Origin of the sequence: Natronoflexus pectinivorans (genome assembly GCF_004345615.1) — a bacterium.
GTDB classification, from domain to species: Bacteria; Bacteroidota; Bacteroidia; order Bacteroidales; family Marinilabiliaceae; genus Natronoflexus; species Natronoflexus pectinivorans.
On the sequence record NZ_SLWK01000007.1, the window covers coordinates 120,776 to 141,196 of the forward strand.

Genomic DNA, 20,421 nt, shown 5'->3' on the forward strand with positions numbered 1-20,421 from the left:
GTTTGTTAATCTTTTTATTTGATTAATTATCAAATGTTTACGGATTCTGCTTGATGTTGTGCAATTATCAGATAATAAGAAGCTTACTTATGTCTAATAATCTCGAAGTCTAACGATCTATTGATAATGTAAATGATTATTATTGATTTGTATGTATGATTTTATCCAACGGATTCCAGTTGTCGTCTCCTCCAAGCACAGTTTCGATGGAATATTTGGCTGCTTGCTCACTGGTGAGTTGGTGCGACCAGAAAACTCTGGTTTCGGGAGAAGCACCCGGGCCAAATGAGTTGTACTCAGCATAAAAAGCAGTTTGTTCTGCGAGCGGTTTATTCCAGTTGTGCCATCCTGCCGGATGCACAACTTCGCTCATATAGCAGTTCAGAAATACCGTTTGTGCATGGTCTCGCCATGGTCTACCCAAGTAAAACGAATGCTCAGGAGCGTTGCCCGTAATAGAGCAATTATTGAATACAAATCCATGATTTGTATCTTCATTGGTTGAAGCAGCAGTAATATATCCACGATTTTTTGGGAATATAATACAGTTTTCAAACCATGCGGTTGACCATCCGAAAATGAAATCAACTGTACCTTCAATGTAGCAGTTTTTATAAAATTGCCTGCTCCCTGCCTTGTGAGGATAAAGTGTATCCTGATAGCCCAAAAAACGACAGTTTTCAAAAATAATTCTATCTCCGGAAATTCTTACTGCCACAGCCTGACCTACAGGCCCGGCTGTGTTGCTAAAAGTGATGTTTCGGGCTGTAAAATCATTTCCAAAAATAAAGAATCCTGAAGATCCTGTGGTTCCCATCTCTTCACCGAAACGGTTGTGACGTGCCGCATAATCATCAAATGTAATTATTGTGTTTTCAGATGATTCCCCAATGAAAGTTACATTGTTTTTTGATGCCGGAAGCACCAGTTTTTCTTTGTATTCCCCATCTTTTATAAATATGATGGTTTCATTGCGCCTGAAATCTGGAACAGCCATAATTGCTTCCTGCACCGATTTGAAATCACCTGATTCATCTGTTGACACAACAAAATGGTATTGTGGGTTCTCAGTTGGTGTCGTTTGCGACACTAACAGGCAGATCATCATAAATATTTGAAGGATGCTGATCATATATTAAATGTTAACGGTATGACATTTCGATGGATGACAAAATGAAAGGTCCCACACCTTTCGGGTCGTTGTCGCGTATTGGTTCTGAGATATAATATTCAAAAGTTCCGTCCCGGAAGGGATTTCCACCTAATCCGGCTACTTCGCAGCACATTTCTAGGCTGATGGTTCCATCTTCATCTTCACGGATAAGATTTTCAATGATGCCATTGTATGCATTTTTTGCATATTCGAAATATTGAGCATCCAGATATCCTAAACGTGTGCTTTTTAGAAGAAAGTATGTAAGCATGGTTGAGGCAGTTGCTTCTTCATAGTTTCCTTCACGGTCGGGTTGTTCCGGTACTTGTGACCACAAGCCGGTTTGCGGATTTTGATAACGAACAACTCCCTCAGCCAAGCGGTTTATCAGTTGAATCATGTTCTGTTTTTTTGGATGATCGTCTGGAAACCATGATGTGGCGTCAACTATTCCCATGGCGTACCATCCTAAAGCGCGACCCCAGAAACCCGGCGAAAGACCTGTTTCCGGATCAGCCCATTTTTGTTCCCGTTTTTCATCCCATGCGTGGTGATACAATCCTGTTGATGGGTTGTACATATTTTTATCTACCAGATAAAACTGAAGTGCTATGTCATCAAATAAATCCGGTTCGCTAAAAACGGCACCATATTGAGCCAGAAATGGGGCTCCCATGTAAAGTCCATCCAACCACATTTGCCAGGGATAAACTTTTTTATGCCAAAATCCGCCTTCAGAGGTTCTTGGATGGTGGCGCATTTGCTCTCTCAGTAACTCAATGGCTTTAAGTAGTTTTTCTTCTCCGGTAATCTGATAGAGTTCAATCATAAATTTACCTGGATTAATTCGATCAATGTTATAATCGGTTAATTTATAAGTTAGAATTGAACCATCTTCAGAAATAAATTTATCAACAAATCCCTGAACGTAGTCAAGATATTCTTCGTTTCCAGTCTCCTTATACACCTCCATCAGAGCAGTCATCATCAGTCCATGGGTGTATTCCCATTTTGGCGTTTTGCGGAAGTCGATCATCCAAGCCTCCGGGTTGCGTTGCATGTCACACTTTGCCATGCGTTCAGCCCATTCAATATATTTATTGCTATAGTTTGTGCAGGAATTAACCAATAAGACCATAGTAGCCAATAAAAGGAATGATTTTTTCATGCTTCAAGTTTTATTTTAATTGCAATTTATTTAAATCTGAAGATTTAAAGGGGATACCAATTAGCTTAAATTGTATTATGAATTGTTTATTTTTATATTTTGGAGAAATAAAACATAAAAGGGGCTGCCATTTTTGGCAGCCCCTAAAGATTTTTATTAATTTGAAGGCACGGATAACTCGTTTACTTCTCCTTCGGATATGGCCAGGCAACAACGCCCCCTTCCAGCACCTTAACATTTGTATATCCTAAACCCTGTAAAAACATCGCCGCTTCATAACCTCGTAATGAAATCTGACAATAGGTGATTATTTCCTTGTTTTTATCCTGAGGTAAATCATCAATTCTTTTACGAATCATTCCTACCGGTATAAGGGTTTCGCCAATTCCCAAACGCATGTTTTCGTATTCATCAGGCCCACGGGTGTCAAGTATAAACATGGCATCACCATTATCAAGTTTCTTTTTCAGTTGAGGTCCGTTTATGCCTTTAAAGAATCCGCGCATTTTGTTTTCCATTACATGTGAGGTCGCAATGCTATGATCCACCGCCATCGAGAATGGAGGAGCATATGGAAGGTCTGAACTCACGATGTCTTCCACGGTTTGTTTTGCTTTAATGGCTGTTGCCCATATGGCAAGTTGCTTGCTCACCTCTCCGGGTCCTAGACATTGTGCACCCAACAATCGTCCTGTGTTTTTTTCTGCAATCAGTTTTGTTATAAGAAGCTGCCCGCCCATGAATTTTGGTTTGTCAAAGCTGGCATTCACAGCCACTTCGTAATCAAAACCGGCTTCTTTTGCTTTTATTTCAGAGAGTCCGGTTATGCCGGCGCCAAAATCAAACAGTTTGCAAATACCGGTTTGAATAGTACCCGGGAATTTGGCCGTGTTGCCCAATATCATGTTTTCTCCGGCCACTCTTCCTTCCAGGTTGGCCAGGTCTCCATAAGGAGCCAGAACATTTTTTCCGGTTATTAAATTGGGAATTTCACAACAATCGCCTGCTGCGTATATATCCGGGTCGTTGGTTTGCATGTGTTGGTTCACTAAAATTCCTCCCAATTGGCCAATTTCGATGCCGGCTTCCCTTGCTAATTTGATATTGGGTTTTACTCCAATGGCAACAACTGCCAATTCGCAAGGTATTTGTGTCCCGTTTTGAAGTTTTACAGCTTCTAGTTTCCCGTTTGACCCTATAAACTCCGCAACTCCGTTTTGAGTAATGACATTGGCTTTGGTTTTTAGGTAGTTTTCTATCAATTTGGCCATGTCCCAATCCAAAAATGAGAGCAGTTGAGGGAAAAGTTCCACCAGCGTTAACTCTATTCCTGCCAGATGGAGAGCTTCAAGAGTTTCAATGCCAATAAGCCCACCACCAATAACAACAGCTTTTTTAATTTTTCCTTCGTCTCTGATTTTACGTAAATAGTCGGCATCCTGCATGGATTGAAGTGTGGTGATTCCTTCCAGATTAATCCCAGGAACCGGAGGCATATTGGGCGTGGCTCCAGTGGCTATGATTAATTTGTCATATTCTTGGTCGCCGGATTCTCCGGTTTGGTGATTGATGTACTCTACTTTTTTGTTTACTCTGTCGATGCGGGTTATTTCTGTATTGATAACAGCCTTTATGCCTTTTGCGTTCCAGTAGAATTTCGGATCACGTACTACGCCTGTCGGGGTGTTCAGGAGTTTGTTTCTCTCATCAAAAACCCCTCCTACGTAATACGGAAATCCGCATGATGCCATGGAAAGGTCGGGTCCTTTTTGAAACATGGTGATTTCTGCATTCTGATCAAGTCGCCTTGCTCTCGCTGCGGCTTTTGGGCCTGCTGATGACCCACCTATTACAATTATTTTTTTATTTGCCATGATGATTTTTTGTTTGCTGATTTAAAGTTGCAAATATAATAAAAATGTAATAATATAAAAAAGTAGATATATAAATATGAAAATAGGTGTTCTTGTAGGATGTTGATTTTAACATAAATTGATTTTTATAAACAAAAAACACCTATATTTATCTCCGAATAATAATCCTAAATTATTGAAATTATGAAGAAGTTTTTTTTATTTATTGTTTTCATTAGTTTATCTATAAGTATGGTATCTCAGCGGATATCGAGGGACTCCAAGAGTATTCAATTTGTTAATTATCCATCTTTGTTAATGCCTGGAGTTGAGACCTATTCAACAAGTATTGATCTCAGCGCAATTGAAGGTTTATTGGAGGAAGGGAGTATGTATGTGTGGACATACAAAACTTTAAATTCCATACTCGGGCCTCAAGGATACACCCATAAAGAGAATGAGAGTGATATTGAAATTACACTTGTAGCAAAGAATTATCTGGTTTTCCCCAGCGTAACAGATGCCTCACCTGATTATGAATCTGCCTATTATCTTCCAACATATACAATACCTTTGGACTGGGAGATAGTAATTGAAGGAGCAGTTTCTCAAAGAATTCTATTATCGGAATATAAAGATAGCCTCCAGATAGTGGTTCCTCTAAGAGATGTTGGTGGGAGATTGCATAAGATATCAGATGCTGAGAAGGTTAAGGAGATAATGGAGGGTGAAAGTGAACAAATTTTAAAATCTGCGGAAAGGCAGTTTCTCTCTGAAATTATGTTGTTTACCAGTGAGGTTGTAAACAGGTCACTAAGTTATGATGTTGAGGTATTAGAAGTCCCGCTCTTTTCTTTAAGATCGAACAGACAAGTTGATGTTACCGATTGGGAGGATCCTCACAAAAATGCAGAAAAGTTATTTGAAGAATTAAGGAATGGCGTATCACCAAACGAATTGTACAATAAATACACTGATGTGTTTGATTTTTATGCACTCAAGATAGAGGAATTTAGGGGAGATGTTCGAAAGAATCGCAATTTATTGGAAGCAGCTTCAACAAATCTTATAAATATGCTGATGATAGTAAAGCCGGATGCAATAACTGTTGATCATATAGATGTGTTTGTTGAGACCAATAACGAATCCGGATCAAGAGAAGAAAAACGGAATAAATTGATGTCTCGAATTTCACACGCCTTAGCCGTTTACGAGTCAAGAAATGCATGTGAACGCGATTATGCTGATTTGTTTAATATGCCACCTTTATCAAATAATGAATATGCGGTAACTTATACAATGTCATCAGGTGAAACTAAACAAGGTGTTGTTACATATTCAACATTCTATGGGCTGCGACCTTCTGATGCATGTGTGGGTTTTTCTTTGTATGATATAGATGTTTTTAATAGTTCAGACGGAAAAGTTTCCTCTCGTCAAGCCTTAGATGTTCGAGATATTGATTCATATGAAATTTTTGGAGATAAGTATGTAAAAGTAAGGTTTAGTGATCCTACTGTAGTCTCTTTAAGAGGCGAGGAGAGTTTTATGTGGGAACTTATGGATGGAGATGTCTCAATTTATTGGCTTACTGATTCAGGGAGATCAGGTGCAGTCATAAGGAAAGGGAATAGAGGACAATTGGTATTTAATTATGCCCGATTGGCGGAGATGCTTGATGACAAGCCTGCTATAGCGGAAAAGATTCGAAATGGACATTACGGAAATCCTGAAATTAGAGAGCGTTCGTCTCGACTTGGAAATATGATGCAACAGGGTGTTGTTAATGATATTTGTCCCAGAATACTTTTAAATATTGTAGCTGATTATAATGAACTCAATTAATCCACTTATTTTAAGAAGCCCATGCTTTTAGTATGGGCTTTTTTACGTACTGGTAAGTGAGATGTAAAAAAATAATGTAAAAGAACTGTGTGGAATAATAATGCTCTCAGCAGATTATACTTGTTATGCGCCAAGTGCTTTCAGCGCATGGTAAACCAAAAACGCAGGCCACACAAATGACTTTAATACTCCCAACACACCACCCCAAAAAGTTGTGGCAACAGAAATGTAGTAGATAACTGCACCTATCCATCCAAAAATATAGATGAGGCCTGTTGGCGCTTCTTTATCAATTCTTTTGGCTTTGCTTTGGGTGCATTCTGAGTTGGTTTCCATACTGTTTTGAATTTAATTGTTGTTGCGTTTTTCAATTCTGATGGATTTTCTTCTGCCAATGGTTCTGTAATAAACATAGAGAAGAAGTACTGCAAATAATGAAGGAACCATGATGTATGCGGGCAGTTCATTTTCGGTGAAATGTTTGATGAGGAAATTAATTCCAATAATGACCAGACCAATAGGTAATATCCATCTTCCGGTTCGGTTCATGCTTAAATGAAGAGAGAGGGTTTCATCTTTCTTTACTGAAATGGGAAAGATATAACTGGATGCAATTCTTGATTTAATTTGCAGAGAATGGCTTCCTTCCTTTAATTGAATTTCAGTTTTTCCGGAATTGGAAATATTACCTTCCTCTCTTCCATCAATCCAGATTGAATAATCCACCGTTGAATTGGTGATTTCGTTTGAGCGGGTAATAATGAGTTGTGCCATTTGGTAATATAAGGTGATTAATCATTACAAAGCCGTTATGTTTAAAACATAACGGCTTTGTAATTAATGAATTTGTTAGTTCCTTCTTAAATGTGCTTTTGCATCTCTCGCGGCTCTGAACTCATTTTCCGGAGCCCAGTTTGGAAAGTGGTCGGTATTGGCCAAGTCTTTTCCAACATTATAGAACAGCCATAAATCCTGATGAATACCATCATAATTCCACAAATCGTGAACCACATCAGTGGGAGCGTGGTAACGTGATGCAGCATCTTGCTGAACCATGCGCGTGTACTCTTCGTCACGCCCAATAAAATCGCTTCCGCCATTGGCATAAATCATAGGAACTCCCTGCCGTGCCATATTAAAATGGTCGCTGCGATAGTAATAGCCCCTTTCAGGAAATGGATTTGGTTTAACCATGCGATTTTGAACTGAGGCATGCTTGTCAAGGTAATCATCCAGTTCAGATAAACCGAACCCAATGGAAACGACATCGTTTGTTGGCCCATAAACATTCAATGCATCGATGTTAATTCCGGCAACAGTGGTGGCAATGGGGAAAAGCGGATTTTCTGCATAAAATCTGGAGCCAAGTAATCCCGACTCCTCGGCAGTAACAGCCAGGAATGTCACAGAGCGTTCCGGTGCGCCCTCTTTCATAAATCTTTCGGCAATGGCCATGATGCCTGCAACACCGGTGGCATTATCAATGGCGCCATTGTAAATGTCCACACCCTGCTCGGTCACAACCATGCCAAGATGATCCCAGTGAGCCATGTAAATAACAGTTTCTTCCGGGTATTTGGTTCCCTCAATGTAGCCAATTACATTGTGGCATTCAGAGTGGTTAAAGGTATTGTTGAATGATACCGAAGCTGTTAAACCTAGTGGTTGTGCCACAAAATCACGATGCGCCGCCGCTGCGATGGTCTCCTGAATATCGATACCAGCTGCATCAAATATTTTAGTGGCTGCATCCAGATGTATCCAGCCTTCAACCGGAAGCCTGTCACGGTTTCCGTTGGTAATAACGCCATATTGCGTGCCCGACCAGGAATTTCTTACCACCTCCCATCCATAACTGGCCGGTTCTGTTTGGTGAATGATTAATGCGCCGGCAGCTCCCTGACGAGCAGCTTCTTCAAATTTGTAAGTCCAGCGACCATAGTATGTCATGGCATTTCCGGTAAACATGGTTTCGTCACCTGTGGCAAATCCAGGGTCGTTCACTAAAATTACCACTGTTTTTCCTTCTACATCAAGGCCTTCGTAGTCGTTCCAGCCATACTCGGGAGCAACCACTCCATAGCCGACAAACACCAACTCACTTTTGTCGAGTTTGAGCGATTCTTCAAGGCGATAACTGCCAACCACCATGTCGTCAAGGTAGTTGAATGAAAGCTGAGTTCCGTTTCCGGCAATGTTTAGGGTGGTGAAATCGGAACCGGTGACTTCTACCAAAGGAACTGCCTGAAGGTAAGAGTCTCCGTTGGCTGGCTTAAGTCCAATTTCCTGAAAACGCGACTTGATAAAGTCGCGTGCTTTAATTCCACCCGGTGATGCCGGTGCACGTCCCTCAAATTCGTCAGAGGCCAGTATGTTAATATCAGTCTCAATATTCTCCCCAAAAGGTTCAATGGTATATTCGGGTGTGGCACAGGCCATGAGAGTCATTAAAATGGCTCCGGGTAAATACTTGATGAATTGAAATTTGTTTTTTCGTTGCATGGAATCTTCTTTTATTGTTTATTTTTATTGGTCGATAGTCATTTTTTATTTGTCATGATTGGCTGAAACAGCCTTATTTCTTAATATTCTTAAATATCTTAAATCTAATTTTTTCTAAAATCTAAGCATCTGTCCTTTGACGACTTGTAAAGATAAAGATAAAACATTAATAAATAAATGAGATTTCTACATACATCAGACTGGCATTTGGGAAAACGTCTGGAACGATTCAGCAGAATTGAAGAGCAGCGTGAAGTTTTGGAGGAGATTTGTGAGATTGCCGAAAAGGAGAAAGTTGATGCAGTGTTGATTGCAGGCGATTTGTTCGATGCTTTTAACCCTTCGTCGGAAGCGGTTGAGTTGTTTTACCGGATGCTAAAAATAATGGCTGAAAACGGTAAAAGAGCCGTGATTGCCATTGCCGGCAATCACGATTCGCCCGAGAGAATTGAAGCTCCTGATCCGTTGGCCCGGGAGTGTGGGATTATTTTTGCCGGAATGCCCGATTCGCAGGTAACTCCTTTTTCTTTGGAATCCGGCTTGAGAGTATTGAGCAGTGATCCGGGGTTTCTGGAAATGGAACTTCCCGGTTATGATTATCCTTTGCGATTGCTGTTGACACCTTATGCCAACGAACTTCGGTTAAAGACAATGTTAGCCGTTGACAATAAAGAGTCGGATTTGCGGGAAATTCTAAAAAGCAGGTGGGAGAGTATCATTCAAGGGCACCCGCATCAAACCGGAGTAAATGTTTTGATGACTCACCTTTTTGTGATGAATAAAGGGGAGGAAAAGCCGCAAGAGCCCGATGATGAAAAACCAATTCTATATGTTGGTGGAGCACAGCCTGTGTTCAGCAGCGACTTTCCCGAAGGTTTGCATTACGTCGCTTTGGGACATTTGCATCGTCCACATCAAACGGGAGGTGGGAAATGTCCGGTGGTTTATTCCGGAAGTCCGTTGGCTTATAGTTTTGCTGAGACCAATCAGCAAAAAAAGGTTTATATCATTGACGCTGAACCTGGGAAGGCCGCGGAAGTCAAAACTGTAGATCTGAAATCAGGCTACAAGCTGATTTCAGTAAAGTTTGATAATGAAGATGCTGCATTGGAGTGGCTTCGGGATAACCAGGAGTTATACGTTGAACTTACCTTGGTTTCTAACACTTATATTACAGCCGATACGCGCCGCAAATTATTTGCGGCACATCCACGTATTGTCACCCTTATTCCCGAAGTTGAGTCGGGAAGAGAATCCGACTCAGGCAACAATGCCATAAGCATTGATTTAACAAAAAGCACCGAAGAACTTTTTGTTGATTTTTTTAAAGAGAAAAAGGGACAGGCGCCCAATGGCCGGGTTTTGGATTTGTTCAGGGAGTTGATGGGAAGTGAGAAAAGGTTGAATTAATTTACCAGTTACGCAAAGATACCGACCAAATGATACCACATAAATTAAACTTGCAGGGTTTATACAGCTACATTAACAAGCAGAGCATTGATTTTGATAATTTAACCCGTGATGGACTTTTCGGGATTTTCGGAAGTGTCGGCAGTGGAAAATCTTCGGTGCTCGAAGCCATTTCGTTTGCGTTGTATGGAAACACCGAACGGTTAAACAGCAGGGATAATCGTGCTTATAATATGATGAACTTGCGTTCGGATAAGATGTTTTTGGAGTTTGAGTTCAGCAACGGCGAAAACCGCCGTTTCCTTTGTCGGGTGGAGGGAAAAAGAAATTCCAAAAAGTTTGAAGATGTCGGAAAACTCAATCGAACTTGCTACGAAATGGCAGAAAACGGAGAGTGGATTCCCATTGATACGCCTGTTGAGGAAATAACAGGGTTGAGTTACGATAATTTTCGCCGCACTGTCATCATTCCGCAAGGGAAGTTTCAAGAGTTCCTGCAATTAGGCCCAAAGGAGCGCACTGCCATGATGCAGGAGTTGTTTCACCTCCACAGGTACGACCTATACGCCGGAGTGGCTGAGCTGCACAACAAGTCGGTGAAGGTTTTGGATGGCCTTGACGGGCAATTAAAAACGCTAGGAGAGATAAAACCTGAACAGATTGAGGAGCTCACCGTTCAACTGGAAAAATTGAAGGGTGAATCAGTCACGCTGGAAAAGGAGCTAAAGGATGTTCAGGATAAACTGACCGCTTTAAAACGACTTCAGGAGTTAAAAGTAAAACAGGAAAATGCGCAGAAATTTCTTTCTCAATTGGTTGAGAAAGAAAAGGATGTTGATAATCAGGAAAAGGAGTTGAATTTATACGAAAAAAGCGTGCGGCTTTTTAAATCACTCTTGGATGCATCACATCGTTTAAAAAACGATGTATTGGGTAATGAAAAATATCTTAAAGATGCACTTCTCGAACATGAAAAACTGAAAAAGCAACTTGAAGAGGCGTCTGTTCAATTTCAAAAAACTAAAATAGAATACGAGAAGCGTGATTTAATGAAACGCGAAGCTGACGAGATAAAGAAGTTATCGGAGGTTTTGACCTTTAGGCAGACTATTGGAGAGTTGATAAAGCGGCGGCAAAAAGGTGAGCAGATGCTGAAAGAGAAAAGAGCTGTGCAAACTGATATACGGGAAATGATTCAAGGCGCATCGGTAAAATTAACCATTGAAAAGGCGCAGTTACCGGATTTTGCCGTTTTGATGGAAATTAAGGAGTGGTACAGGCATCGGGAGCAGCTGAATAAAGACGCTGCAAGCCTTTTGAAACAGCAGCAAGAACATAATCAGCAGAGTGAAGATTTTGAAAGTAAGCTGCAAAAGCATGTTAGGGAATTGGGTCTTTCCATGCCTGATGGCATGGAAACTCTCTCTTTTTGCAAGGAATTATTGAAACAGGCGGAGTTGCAAACAGCAAAATTTGAGGAACAGTTAAAGGAGATTGAACAGAACCGTGTCCGCCTGAAAGTGCAAAATGAGTTACAGGGATTTGCCGTTGAATTGAAAGATGGGAAGCCTTGCCCTTTGTGTGGTTCGGAACATCATCCGGATTTATTAAAACCCGAAAATGTGCATGAAGAACTAACTGCGCTAAGTCAACATACTGACGTCATTCAGAAGGGGAGGCAAAACATCGCAATGCTTGAGAAACATATTCTAAAAATTCAGGCCGAGTTATCCTCTTATTGGAACGAGAAAACAAGAAACGAGAAGGAAATTTCGGCAAACAAGCAGGAGACTGAGGCACATTTGAAAACCTTCCGCTGGGAAGGACACCGTCCGGATTCGTCGGAAAAGTTAACCCGGGAACTTGAAAAACATAAAACACTGACAGTGGCGATTAATGCCGGTGAAAAAATGCTTGACCAATTGCGGAGAAACCTTGAAGATGCAGAAAAGGACTTGAAAAAATACGAAGAGCTTTTAACCACTTTAGGAAATGAACTGACCGCGAAAGAGAGCCGTGTGGAAACGCTCCTTGCCGACATCCGCCATCTAAATATGGAAGATTTCAGGGAAGCAGGTGCGCAGGAGCTGATTGATAAATCCTCCGAGTTGGTAAAGATGGCAGATGCTATTGAAATCCGCTACCAAAAGGAGGAGGAGCATGTCAACGGGTTAACCCGAAAACAGAGCGAACTTACCGGGAAAGTTTCAGAACTTCAGAAAGCGGGGTTGCAATTGCGGGATTCTCTCACCAAAAACGAACTTAAAATTGATGATTTGCTCAGGGAGAACGATGAATTAAATCGTGAAAAGTTATTGGCAATCCTGGCGTCCGAACCTGATGTGGATAAAATCAGAAAGGAGATTGAAGAATACCGGAATCTTTTGGCAGCAAAGCGTTCGGAAGTGAAACAACTCGAAGCTGATTTGCAAGGTCAGAAGTTCGATCCCGTTGAGTGGGAAGCGTTGAATAAGAGAAACGAAACTCTTTCCGATAATTTCAAGAAACTCAATATTGAATCCGGTCAGCTGGCGGAAAAAAAGAAGCGGCTCGAAACAGATTATCTCAAGTATAAGGAGCTGACTAAAACACGTGAGGAAGCAGAACTGCGTGCTGCCGATTTGTCCGACCTGCGTAACTTATTTAAAGGCAGTGGGTTTGTTAACTATATATCCACCGTTTATTTGCAGGAGTTGTGTAAAGCGGCCAACGACCGATTTTATAAACTCACACGGCAGCAGTTGTCGCTTGAATTGGGCGACGACAATATGTTTTACATCAGGGATTTTCTCAACGAGGGGCGGGTCAGGAGTGTTAAAACCCTGTCGGGAGGACAGACTTTTCAGGCGGCTCTCTCTCTCGCCTTGGCTTTGGCAGACAGCATTCAGAAGCACACCAGTGAGCACGGCAATTTTTTCTTTTTGGATGAAGGGTTCGGAACACTGGATAAGGATTCACTCCGGGTTGTGTTTGATACGCTGAAATCATTGCGACACGAAAACCGCATAGTTGGAGTCATCTCACATGTGGAGGAGATGCAGCAGGAAATCACCACTTTTTTAAAAGTGGTGAATGAAGAGAAAACCGGCAGTCAGGTAACTGCCAGTTGGGAAATTTCTTAGTTTTGTTCGAGCATGCGGTTGATTTCTTCAGCTTTCTCAGGTTCATTTAATCGTTGATAGGAATTTCTAAGAAGCAGCAAATACCTGCGGTCCCTTGGATTCATTTCGCGTAATTCAAGAGCCATGTCTCTTACTTGTCTGAAGTCTTCGGAAAGATTTCTCAACTCACGTCTTAATAAGGCATATGTTGTTGCGTTTTCATTTTGGTGATATTTTCTCATTTCTGCTTGATATCTGTTTTCAGCACGGGTGTATTTATGGCGTGCACGGTGAAACAGTGCACCTTCATAGAATGGTTTATGGTCGGGCCATTTTTTCAATCTCTCTTCGTATTTTTCCAGAATTCCTTCGTGTTGCCCGGTTCTTTCCAGAGCTCGCATGTATGCACTCTGAAGATCTAAAACATCTTTATATTCAATTTCATCATAGATGCTTAGAGCCCATTCGAAATTTCCTTGTCGAACATTGCTGACAAAAAGCTCTATGAGTCTTTCGTCGGCAAAACTAAGTTCAACAGCCGTTGTATCATTTGCCGGTTCCTGTGGAGGAGATGTTGCAAAAGAATGATGCATAAAACCATGAAAAAGAGCGGCTGTGAATAGTAAAGCAGTAATGTTTTTAAGTTTATTCATATCTTCAACGTTTAGTACCTGGATTCAAAAATAGTATTTTTCTCTTTTATTTTGGAAATCTTTGATCGATATTTGTAATTACAAGTCGGGCTGACTTTGAAGTAATTGTTTGTAATAATTTTAAAACAGCTACTTAGTACCAATATAAAACTTATGCTTTATTTTTAATTCATTCCAATTGGTAATACAAATTTAATACCGTAAAACTGCGTTGGAAATTAATTTTTTAATTATGAATAGAATCGTTTTTTTTTCGGTCATTTTATTAATTGTAAATTTGACTGTTGAGTCTCAGGGTGCAGAAAATGAAATTATAAATCGTATTTCGAGGTACGTCGGCGTAGAAACCCATAAAGATACGACCAGAATTCACGATCCGGTGATGATTAGAGAAGATGGTGTTTACTACATGTTTTCTACCGGATGGGGAATAACAATATTTAGTTCACCCGACATGATTAATTGGAAACACGAATATCCTATTTTCACCGAAGTGCCAGAATGGACTTTGGAAATTGTTCCAGATTTCAGAGGTCATTTTTGGGCTCCGGATGTTGCCTTCTTTAATAATCAGTATTATGTCTACTATTCCGTATCATCCTTTGGGCGAAACACATCAGCCATTGGAGTTGTTACCAACAAAACGTTGAATCCAGACAGCCCGGATTATGAATGGATTGATCATGGAGAAGTGATTCGCTCTATTCCTGGTGAAACTAACTGGAATGCCATTGATGCCAATATTATTCTGAGTGAAGATGGAACTCCATATATGTCGTTCGGATCATTTTGGGGTGGTTTAATGTTAGCCGAATTGAATCCTGATGGATTGTCACTTGCACATCCTATTGAGGATCTGACTCTTTTAGCAACTCGTACTACCGGGGAGAATCCCATTGAAGCGCCATTTATCTTTAAAAAGGATGATTATTATTATCTTTTTGTTTCGTTTGATTTTTGTTGCCGTGGAGAGGATAGCACATATAAGGTGGTCGTGGGTCGCTCAAATATAATCGAGGGTGAGTATTTTGATATGGATGGTCTTTCCATGTTAAAGGGAGGAGGTACTACCGTGGTTGAAGGTGGAAGTGGATACGCTGGAGTTGGGCACAATGCGGTGGTTTCGTTTGATGGAGTTGATTATTTGGTATTTCATGCGTATGATATGAGCCGGGGAGGAGGAAGCTATTTGAGAATACTCCCTATTAGATGGGAAGATGGTTGGCCGGAAGTTGATTTTTAATTTTGATCAAAAAATAAAACAACTTAACTTGTATTTACAAGTTGAGTTGTTTACATTTGCAGAAAAAAATATTGCAAATGGCTACAGTAATTATTATGCCCAAACAGGGGCAGTCCGTCGAAAGTTGCATCATAACTGAGTTTAACAAGAAGAAGGGAGACAAAGTAAACAAAGGAGATGTTTTATTTGCTTACGAAACTGATAAAGCTTCATTTGAAGAAGAATCACCGATTGATGGTGTTTTATTAGAACTGTTCTTTGATGAAGGTGACGAAGTTCCGGTTCTCACAAATGTTTGTGTGGTTGGTGAGGAAGGCGAGTCTGTTGAGGATTTTCGTCCTGGAGGTGATGAAGGTGCGTCAAAAACAATAGAAACACCTGAAAAAGAAATAGTCGAATCAACATCGATAACGGAAGATGCAGCACCTGCTCAAACTCCCGAACCACCTGCTTCAGCAAATCAAAGTTTCGGAGTTTCACCGAGGGCTCGCAATCTGGCTGAAAAGAATGGTATAGATCTGCAGAGCATTGCTGGGACTGGTCCTGGAGGACGGGTTATAGAGCGTGATGTTTCTTCTGCATCACAAAAGCAGGGAAAAGTTACACCACTTGCAAAGCAATTAATTGCTGAGGAAAATCTTCAAGCAGGGGTAGGTTCGGGATTGGGAGGAATGATAACTTCCAACGATCTGCAATCTGGAAATCCGGTTTATGGTGAAGGTTTTGAAATAAAACCACTTACCAATATGCGTAAGCTCATTGCAAAAGCAATGCACGCATCACTTCAAAATTCTGCACAATTAACACATCATCTGGGTGCCGATGCCCGAAGAATTCTTGAACTGCGTAAAAAAGCGAAAGCCGCATTGGATAATGGGTATCCGATTAACATTACGCTGAACGACATGATCTGCTTTGCCGTAATTAAGGCATTAAAGCAATTCCCACAAGTAAATGCTCATTTTATGGGCGATGGAATGAAGTTGTTTAAGAAGGTGCATTTTGGTTTGGCGGTTGATACCGATCGAGGACTAATGGTTCCTGTGGTTAAAAATGCCGATGATTTATCCATAAAAGGTTTGGCGAGCCAATTTAAAGAGATTGCCAATGCTTGCCGCAAGGGAGGTATTTCACCTGAGTTGCTGGCTTCAGATGCAGCATCTTTTACAGTTTCCAATCTCGGGAATTATGGAGTTGAAATGTTTACACCAGTCATAAATTTACCCCAGGTAGCTATTTTGGGAGTTAACACCATAGTTCCACGGCCAAAAGATTTAGGTGATGGCGTTTATGGCTTTGTGCCATATCTTGGGCTGAGTCTTACTTACGATCACCGGGCTCTGGATGGAGGAGAAGCAACGCGCTTCGTAAAGCAGGTGGCCATTGAAATTGAGAACCTGGAAATTGACTTTATTTAAAAGAGATGTATAGATGATATGCGAATAGATAGAAAAGATAAATCATAACATTTCTTTTTAGTGTATCAATCTTTCTAAAATTCTATTATCTAACAATCTAACATCTAAGAGTCTAGTATCTAACGGTCTAATAATCTATACAAAGCATGTACAATTTAGCAATTATAGGTGGCGGTCCTGCCGGTTATGTAGCTGCAGAAAGAGCAGGTGCAAAAGGGTTAAAGGTGATTCTTTTTGAGAAAAAAGATCTGGGTGGTGTATGCCTCAATGAAGGTTGCATTCCTACCAAAACTCTGCTTTATAGCGCCAAACTTTTAGATAATGCCAAAGCCGGTGAGAAATATGGTATTACGGCTGAAAATGTTTCTTTCGATTTTTCAAAAATGATGGCTCGTAAGAACAAAGTGGTAAAGAAGTTGGTAGGCGGCGTAGGGATGAAAATGAAACACCACAAAGTTGAAACAGTAAAGTCAAAAGCAATTATTAAGAGCAGGACGGCTTCAGGCATAGAAATAGAAGCAGAAGGTCAGTTATTTTTGGCTGAAAATGTGCTCATCTCCACCGGTTCTGAAGCTTCAGTTCCTCCAATACCAGGACTTAAAGAGGCAGGTGACGTGATTGTAACCAATCGCGAGATTCTGCAATTAAGCGAGTTGCCTAAATCATTAGTGGTAATTGGTGGAGGTGTAATCGGTACTGAGTTTGCCAGTTTTTTCAGTAGCCTTGGAACCAAAGTAACGGTCATTGAGATGTTGGACGAAATTTTAACCGGCATGGATCGTCAAATGAGTGCCATGCTTCGGAAAATGCTTGAGAAAAAAGGGGTTGAGTTTCATCTTTCTTCTAAGGTCACTGAGGTTAAAGGAAATGTTGTGGTATTTGAAAAGGATGGAAAATCTGATTCAGCACAGGGTGAAAAAATATTGCTAAGTGTTGGTCGCCGACCTAATATAGAAGGCGTTGGGCTTGAAAATATTGGGGTCGAATTATTCCGAGGAGGAATTAAGGTAGATCAACACATGCGCACAAATATTCCAAATGTTTATGCTGCAGGCGATGTTACCGGATTCTCCTTATTGGCACATACAGCAAGCCGCGAGGGTGAAGTTGTGGTTAATAATCTTACCGGGCGAAAAGATGTGATGCGTTACAATGCCATTCCCGGTGTTGTATATACCAATCCTGAATTTTCCGGAGTAGGAATTACAGAAGACGTTGCAAAGGCGAAAAAGATTCCATATAAAGTAGCTACTTTACCAATGGCGTATGCCGGACGGTTTGTAGCTGAAAATGAAGGGGGAGAAGGGTTATGTAAAGTTTTGGTAGGAGAAAAATATGGTGAAATATTGGGTGTTCACATGCTTGGAAATCCCTCCAGCGAAATGATTTATGGTGCTGTAATGGCCATAGAAAATGAAATGACTTTAAAAGAGATGGAAGAGGTTGTTTTTCCTCATCCCACCGTTTCTGAAATATTTAAGGAAAACGTTTTTGCCTTTTAAAAGGCAAAAACATCCATCTTACATGAATGGGAGATAAAAAATCTTCCACATCAAATAGCAAAAAAAATATAATAAATAAAACAGACTATGCCTAAAGTACAGTTTCTTGATCCCAACGAATCCCGAAAGGGTGGAAGTATTGAGTTTAAACCGATTCCGGTTAATCAGTACAACAAAACGGTTAAGGATGAATTAAAGAATTTTTCCAAAGATGAACTGATTCGCATTTATCATGACATGGTGGTAATTCGTGAATTTGAAACCATGCTGAACTTAATTAAAACAACAGGAGAATATAATGGGGTGTCTTATAATCATCCCGGACCAGCCCACTTGTCTATTGGACAGGAGGCTGCTGCTGTGGGAATGGCATTTACCTTAACGGTAGAAGATTTTATTTTTGGATCTCACCGGAGCCACGGAGAAATTTTGGCTAAAGGATTAAGCGCCATTGCCAAATTGAGCGATGATGAGTTATTGGAAATCATGGAGAAGTTTTTTGATGGATCAACGCTTAGTGTCGTGAAGAATGGATTTAATGGTTCGATAAAGGAATTGGGGCGTAGATTTTTGATTTATGGCACACTTGCGGAGGTTTTTGCGCGGGAAACAGGATTCAATAAGGGATTGGGAGGTAGTATGCATGCCTTTTTTACACCGTTTGGAGTTTACCCCAACAATGCCATTGTTGGAGGGAGTGGGGACATTGCCGTAGGAGCAGCCTTATTCAAAAAAGTAAACCGGAAACCCGGTATGGTGGTTGCAAACATTGGTGATGCATCTATGGCTTGCGGTCCGGTTTGGGAAGGAATCACTTTTGCCGCTATGGATCAATTCACCAAACTTTGGGAAGGCGACATGAAAGGTGGACTTCCGGTTATTTTCAATGTAATGAACAACCAATACGGAATGGGTGGTCAAACCTGTGGTGAAACCATGGGATATGGAATGGCTGCTCGTATTGGAGCCGGGGTTAATGAAGATCAAATGCATGCCGAACGAGTGGATGGTTATAATCCGTTGGCGGTTATTGATGCCTATAAGCGTAAACGAAAAGTTATAGAAGAGAAACGTGGTCCTGTATTGCTCGAGGTGCTTACCTACCGTTATTCCGGACACTCTCCGTCAGATGCTTCGTCGTATAGAAGCAAAGAGGAGGTGGAAGCCTGGCAATCACACGACAGCATTGTCGGATATGGAAAACAATTGGTTGAAGCCGGTGTCGCCACCGAAAAAGATTTGGATACTGTTTCTGAAGATGTGAAAAGCATCATATTTGATATGTTTAAGTTATCCATTGATCCCGAGGTTTCTCCATACATGGATATGGAAAAGCATCCTGAGTTGATTGGAGACATGATGTTTTCCAATGAATCAGTGGATGCCATGTTGCCAGGTAAAGCAGAGGTAAATCATAAAATGTCCGAGAATGCACGTGTTAAACAGCTGGAGAAAAAAGAGCGTTTTGCCTTCGATAAAGATGGAAAGCCATTCTCTAAAATGAAACAATACCAGTTGCGCGACGGGATTTTTGAGGCAATTATTGACCGTTTTTATAAAGATCCTTCGCTGGTTGCTTATGGAGAAGAAAACCGGGACTGGGGTGGTGCCTTTGCCGTATACCGTGGGTTGACAGAAGCATTGCCATATCACCGGCTTTTTAACTCACCCATTGCCGAAGCTGCAATTGCAGGAACTGCAATTGGCTATGCTATGTGCGGAGGCCGGGTGATTCCTGAAATCATGTACTGTGACTTTTTAGGACGCAGTGGCGATGAGGTCTTTAATCAGCTGCCTAAATGGCAGGCAATGAGTGGTAATGTGTTGAAAATGCCTGTGGTCATGCGTGTTTCTGTAGGGTCAAAATATGGAGCACAGCACAGTCAGGACTGGACTTCTCTGGTGGCTCACATACCTGGATTGAAGGTTGTTTTTCCCGCAACTCCTTACGATGCAAAAGGGTTAATGAATTCTGCACTACAAGGGACTGATCCAGTGATTTATTTCGAGAGTCAGAGGCTTTACGACATCGGGGAGCAGTTTCACGAAGATGGGGTTCCTGCCGGATATTATGAAATTCCGTTTGGAGAACCCGATGTTAAAAGAGAAGGAAAGGATGTTACTATTTTAACAATTGGTGCAACACTGTATCGTGCTCTTGATGCCGCCAAAATACTTGAGGAAAAACATGGAATGTCCGCAGAAATTATTGATGCGCGTTCTTTGGTGCCTTTTAACTATGAAAAAGTAATTGAATCGGTTAAGAAAACCGGACGCATCATCATTTCCGGAGATGCCACTGCACGTGGTTCATTCCTGAATGATTTGGCACGAAACATTGCAGAATTGGCGTTTGATTACCTTGATGCACCTCCGGTTGTGGTTGGGTCGCGAAACTGGATTACGCCTGCATTTGAGTTGGAAGACAGTTTTTTCCCGCAGCCTGATTGGTTCATAGATGCCATTCATGAAAAAATGGTTCCGTTGAAAGGACATGTGTGTAAAAGCAATTTCACAGATTCAGAGCAGATCAGAAGATCCAGATTGGGGGTGTAGTTTGAAATGCTTTAGAT

General features: G+C 41.1%; 14 protein-coding genes. 7 read left to right on the forward strand and 7 right to left on the reverse strand.

The annotated features are described in order from the left end of the window. Positions 1–139: 139 nt before the first annotated feature. From EV194_RS10730 to EV194_RS10740, 3 genes are all read right to left on the reverse strand, one after another. Positions 140–1,108 (reverse strand): pectinesterase family protein, encoded by a 969-nt coding sequence (locus EV194_RS10730; protein WP_243699394.1) that lies wholly within the window; start codon positions 1,106–1,108, stop codon positions 140–142. 34 nt (positions 1,109–1,142) lie between these two features. Further along, entirely contained in the window at positions 1,143–2,321 is a 1,179-nt protein-coding gene (locus EV194_RS10735; RefSeq protein ID WP_132434038.1) for a glycoside hydrolase family 88/105 protein, read from the reverse strand. Positions 2,322–2,503: 182 nt separating this feature from the next. Continuing rightward, positions 2,504–4,195 (reverse strand): FAD-dependent oxidoreductase, encoded by a 1,692-nt coding sequence (locus EV194_RS10740; RefSeq protein WP_132434039.1) that lies wholly within the window; start codon positions 4,193–4,195, stop codon positions 2,504–2,506. A 183-nt stretch (positions 4,196–4,378) separates the two neighbouring features. On the opposite strand from EV194_RS10740, the gene EV194_RS10745 reads away from it, so the two are divergent. After that, complete coding sequence (locus EV194_RS10745; RefSeq protein ID WP_132434040.1) at positions 4,379–6,019, forward strand: hypothetical protein; 1,641 nt, start codon at positions 4,379–4,381, stop codon at positions 6,017–6,019. A gap of 123 nt (positions 6,020–6,142) precedes the next feature. On the opposite strand, the gene EV194_RS10750 is transcribed toward EV194_RS10745, so the two are convergent. The 3 genes from EV194_RS10750 to EV194_RS10760 all read right to left on the reverse strand — a co-directional run bounded on the left by EV194_RS10750 (position 6,143) and on the right by EV194_RS10760 (position 8,521). Further along, positions 6,143–6,355, reverse strand: a complete 213-nt coding sequence (locus EV194_RS10750) for a hypothetical protein (protein WP_132434041.1) — start codon at positions 6,353–6,355, stop codon at positions 6,143–6,145. 12 nt (positions 6,356–6,367) lie between these two features. Then, positions 6,368–6,793 (reverse strand): hypothetical protein, encoded by a 426-nt coding sequence (locus tag EV194_RS10755; protein WP_132434042.1) that lies wholly within the window; start codon positions 6,791–6,793, stop codon positions 6,368–6,370. A gap of 75 nt (positions 6,794–6,868) precedes the next feature. Beyond that, the gene (locus EV194_RS10760; protein ID WP_207916005.1) at positions 6,869–8,521 is read right to left on the reverse strand and encodes a M28 family metallopeptidase; all 1,653 of its coding nucleotides are present in this window, start codon (positions 8,519–8,521) and stop codon (positions 6,869–6,871) included. 177 nt (positions 8,522–8,698) lie between these two features. Here EV194_RS10760 and EV194_RS10765 point away from each other — a divergent pair, with 177 nt between their 5' ends. Continuing rightward, on the forward strand, positions 8,699–9,931 hold the full coding sequence (locus EV194_RS10765) for a metallophosphoesterase family protein (protein WP_132434043.1): 1,233 nt from the start codon (positions 8,699–8,701) through the stop codon (positions 9,929–9,931). A gap of 29 nt (positions 9,932–9,960) precedes the next feature. Beyond that, positions 9,961–13,053: an AAA family ATPase gene (locus EV194_RS10770; protein WP_132434044.1), complete on the forward strand. Its 3,093-nt coding sequence runs from the start codon at positions 9,961–9,963 to the stop codon at positions 13,051–13,053. Here the strand turns inward: EV194_RS10770 and EV194_RS10775 are convergent. After that, complete coding sequence (locus EV194_RS10775) at positions 13,050–13,685, reverse strand: hypothetical protein (RefSeq protein WP_132434045.1); 636 nt, start codon at positions 13,683–13,685, stop codon at positions 13,050–13,052. The two genes, EV194_RS10770 and EV194_RS10775, sit on opposite strands and share 4 nt — an antisense overlap. A 232-nt stretch (positions 13,686–13,917) precedes the next feature. Between EV194_RS10775 and EV194_RS10780 the strand changes: the two genes are divergently transcribed. The 4 genes from EV194_RS10780 (at position 13,918) to EV194_RS10795 (ending at position 20,404) form a co-directional block, all read left to right on the forward strand. Further along, positions 13,918–14,928, forward strand: a complete 1,011-nt coding sequence (locus tag EV194_RS10780) for a family 43 glycosylhydrolase (RefSeq protein ID WP_132434046.1) — start codon at positions 13,918–13,920, stop codon at positions 14,926–14,928. Between the two features lie 77 nt (positions 14,929–15,005). Continuing rightward, positions 15,006–16,346, forward strand: a complete 1,341-nt coding sequence (locus EV194_RS10785; protein ID WP_132434047.1) for a dihydrolipoamide acetyltransferase family protein — start codon at positions 15,006–15,008, stop codon at positions 16,344–16,346. Between the two features lie 146 nt (positions 16,347–16,492). Next, complete coding sequence (gene lpdA / locus EV194_RS10790; protein ID WP_132434048.1) at positions 16,493–17,848, forward strand: dihydrolipoyl dehydrogenase; 1,356 nt, start codon at positions 16,493–16,495, stop codon at positions 17,846–17,848. Between the two features lie 87 nt (positions 17,849–17,935). Then, a complete protein-coding gene (locus tag EV194_RS10795) occupies positions 17,936–20,404 on the forward strand; it encodes an alpha-ketoacid dehydrogenase subunit alpha/beta (RefSeq protein ID WP_132434049.1) in 2,469 nt (822 codons plus the stop codon). Positions 20,405–20,421 lie beyond the last annotated feature (17 nt).

What these genes read in the sequence shown, in the direction of transcription:
- EV194_RS10730 (WP_243699394.1), bottom strand. Translation starts at nt 1,108, where the DNA reads ATGATGATCTGCCTGTTAGTGTCGCAAACGACACCAACTGAGAACCCA.
- EV194_RS10735 (WP_132434038.1), bottom strand. Translation starts at nt 2,321, where the DNA reads ATGAAAAAATCATTCCTTTTATTGGCTACTATGGTCTTATTGGTTAAT.
- EV194_RS10740 (WP_132434039.1), bottom strand. Translation starts at nt 4,195, where the DNA reads ATGGCAAATAAAAAAATAATTGTAATAGGTGGGTCATCAGCAGGCCCA.
- EV194_RS10745 (WP_132434040.1), top strand. Translation starts at nt 4,379, where the DNA reads ATGAAGAAGTTTTTTTTATTTATTGTTTTCATTAGTTTATCTATAAGT.
- EV194_RS10750 (WP_132434041.1), bottom strand. Translation starts at nt 6,355, where the DNA reads ATGGAAACCAACTCAGAATGCACCCAAAGCAAAGCCAAAAGAATTGAT.
- EV194_RS10755 (WP_132434042.1), bottom strand. Translation starts at nt 6,793, where the DNA reads ATGGCACAACTCATTATTACCCGCTCAAACGAAATCACCAATTCAACG.
- EV194_RS10760 (WP_207916005.1), bottom strand. Translation starts at nt 8,521, where the DNA reads ATGCAACGAAAAAACAAATTTCAATTCATCAAGTATTTACCCGGAGCC.
- EV194_RS10765 (WP_132434043.1), top strand. Translation starts at nt 8,699, where the DNA reads ATGAGATTTCTACATACATCAGACTGGCATTTGGGAAAACGTCTGGAA.
- EV194_RS10770 (WP_132434044.1), top strand. Translation starts at nt 9,961, where the DNA reads ATGATACCACATAAATTAAACTTGCAGGGTTTATACAGCTACATTAAC.
- EV194_RS10775 (WP_132434045.1), bottom strand. Translation starts at nt 13,685, where the DNA reads ATGAATAAACTTAAAAACATTACTGCTTTACTATTCACAGCCGCTCTT.
- EV194_RS10780 (WP_132434046.1), top strand. Translation starts at nt 13,918, where the DNA reads ATGAATAGAATCGTTTTTTTTTCGGTCATTTTATTAATTGTAAATTTG.
- EV194_RS10785 (WP_132434047.1), top strand. Translation starts at nt 15,006, where the DNA reads ATGGCTACAGTAATTATTATGCCCAAACAGGGGCAGTCCGTCGAAAGT.
- lpdA (WP_132434048.1), top strand. Translation starts at nt 16,493, where the DNA reads ATGTACAATTTAGCAATTATAGGTGGCGGTCCTGCCGGTTATGTAGCT.
- EV194_RS10795 (WP_132434049.1), top strand. Translation starts at nt 17,936, where the DNA reads ATGCCTAAAGTACAGTTTCTTGATCCCAACGAATCCCGAAAGGGTGGA.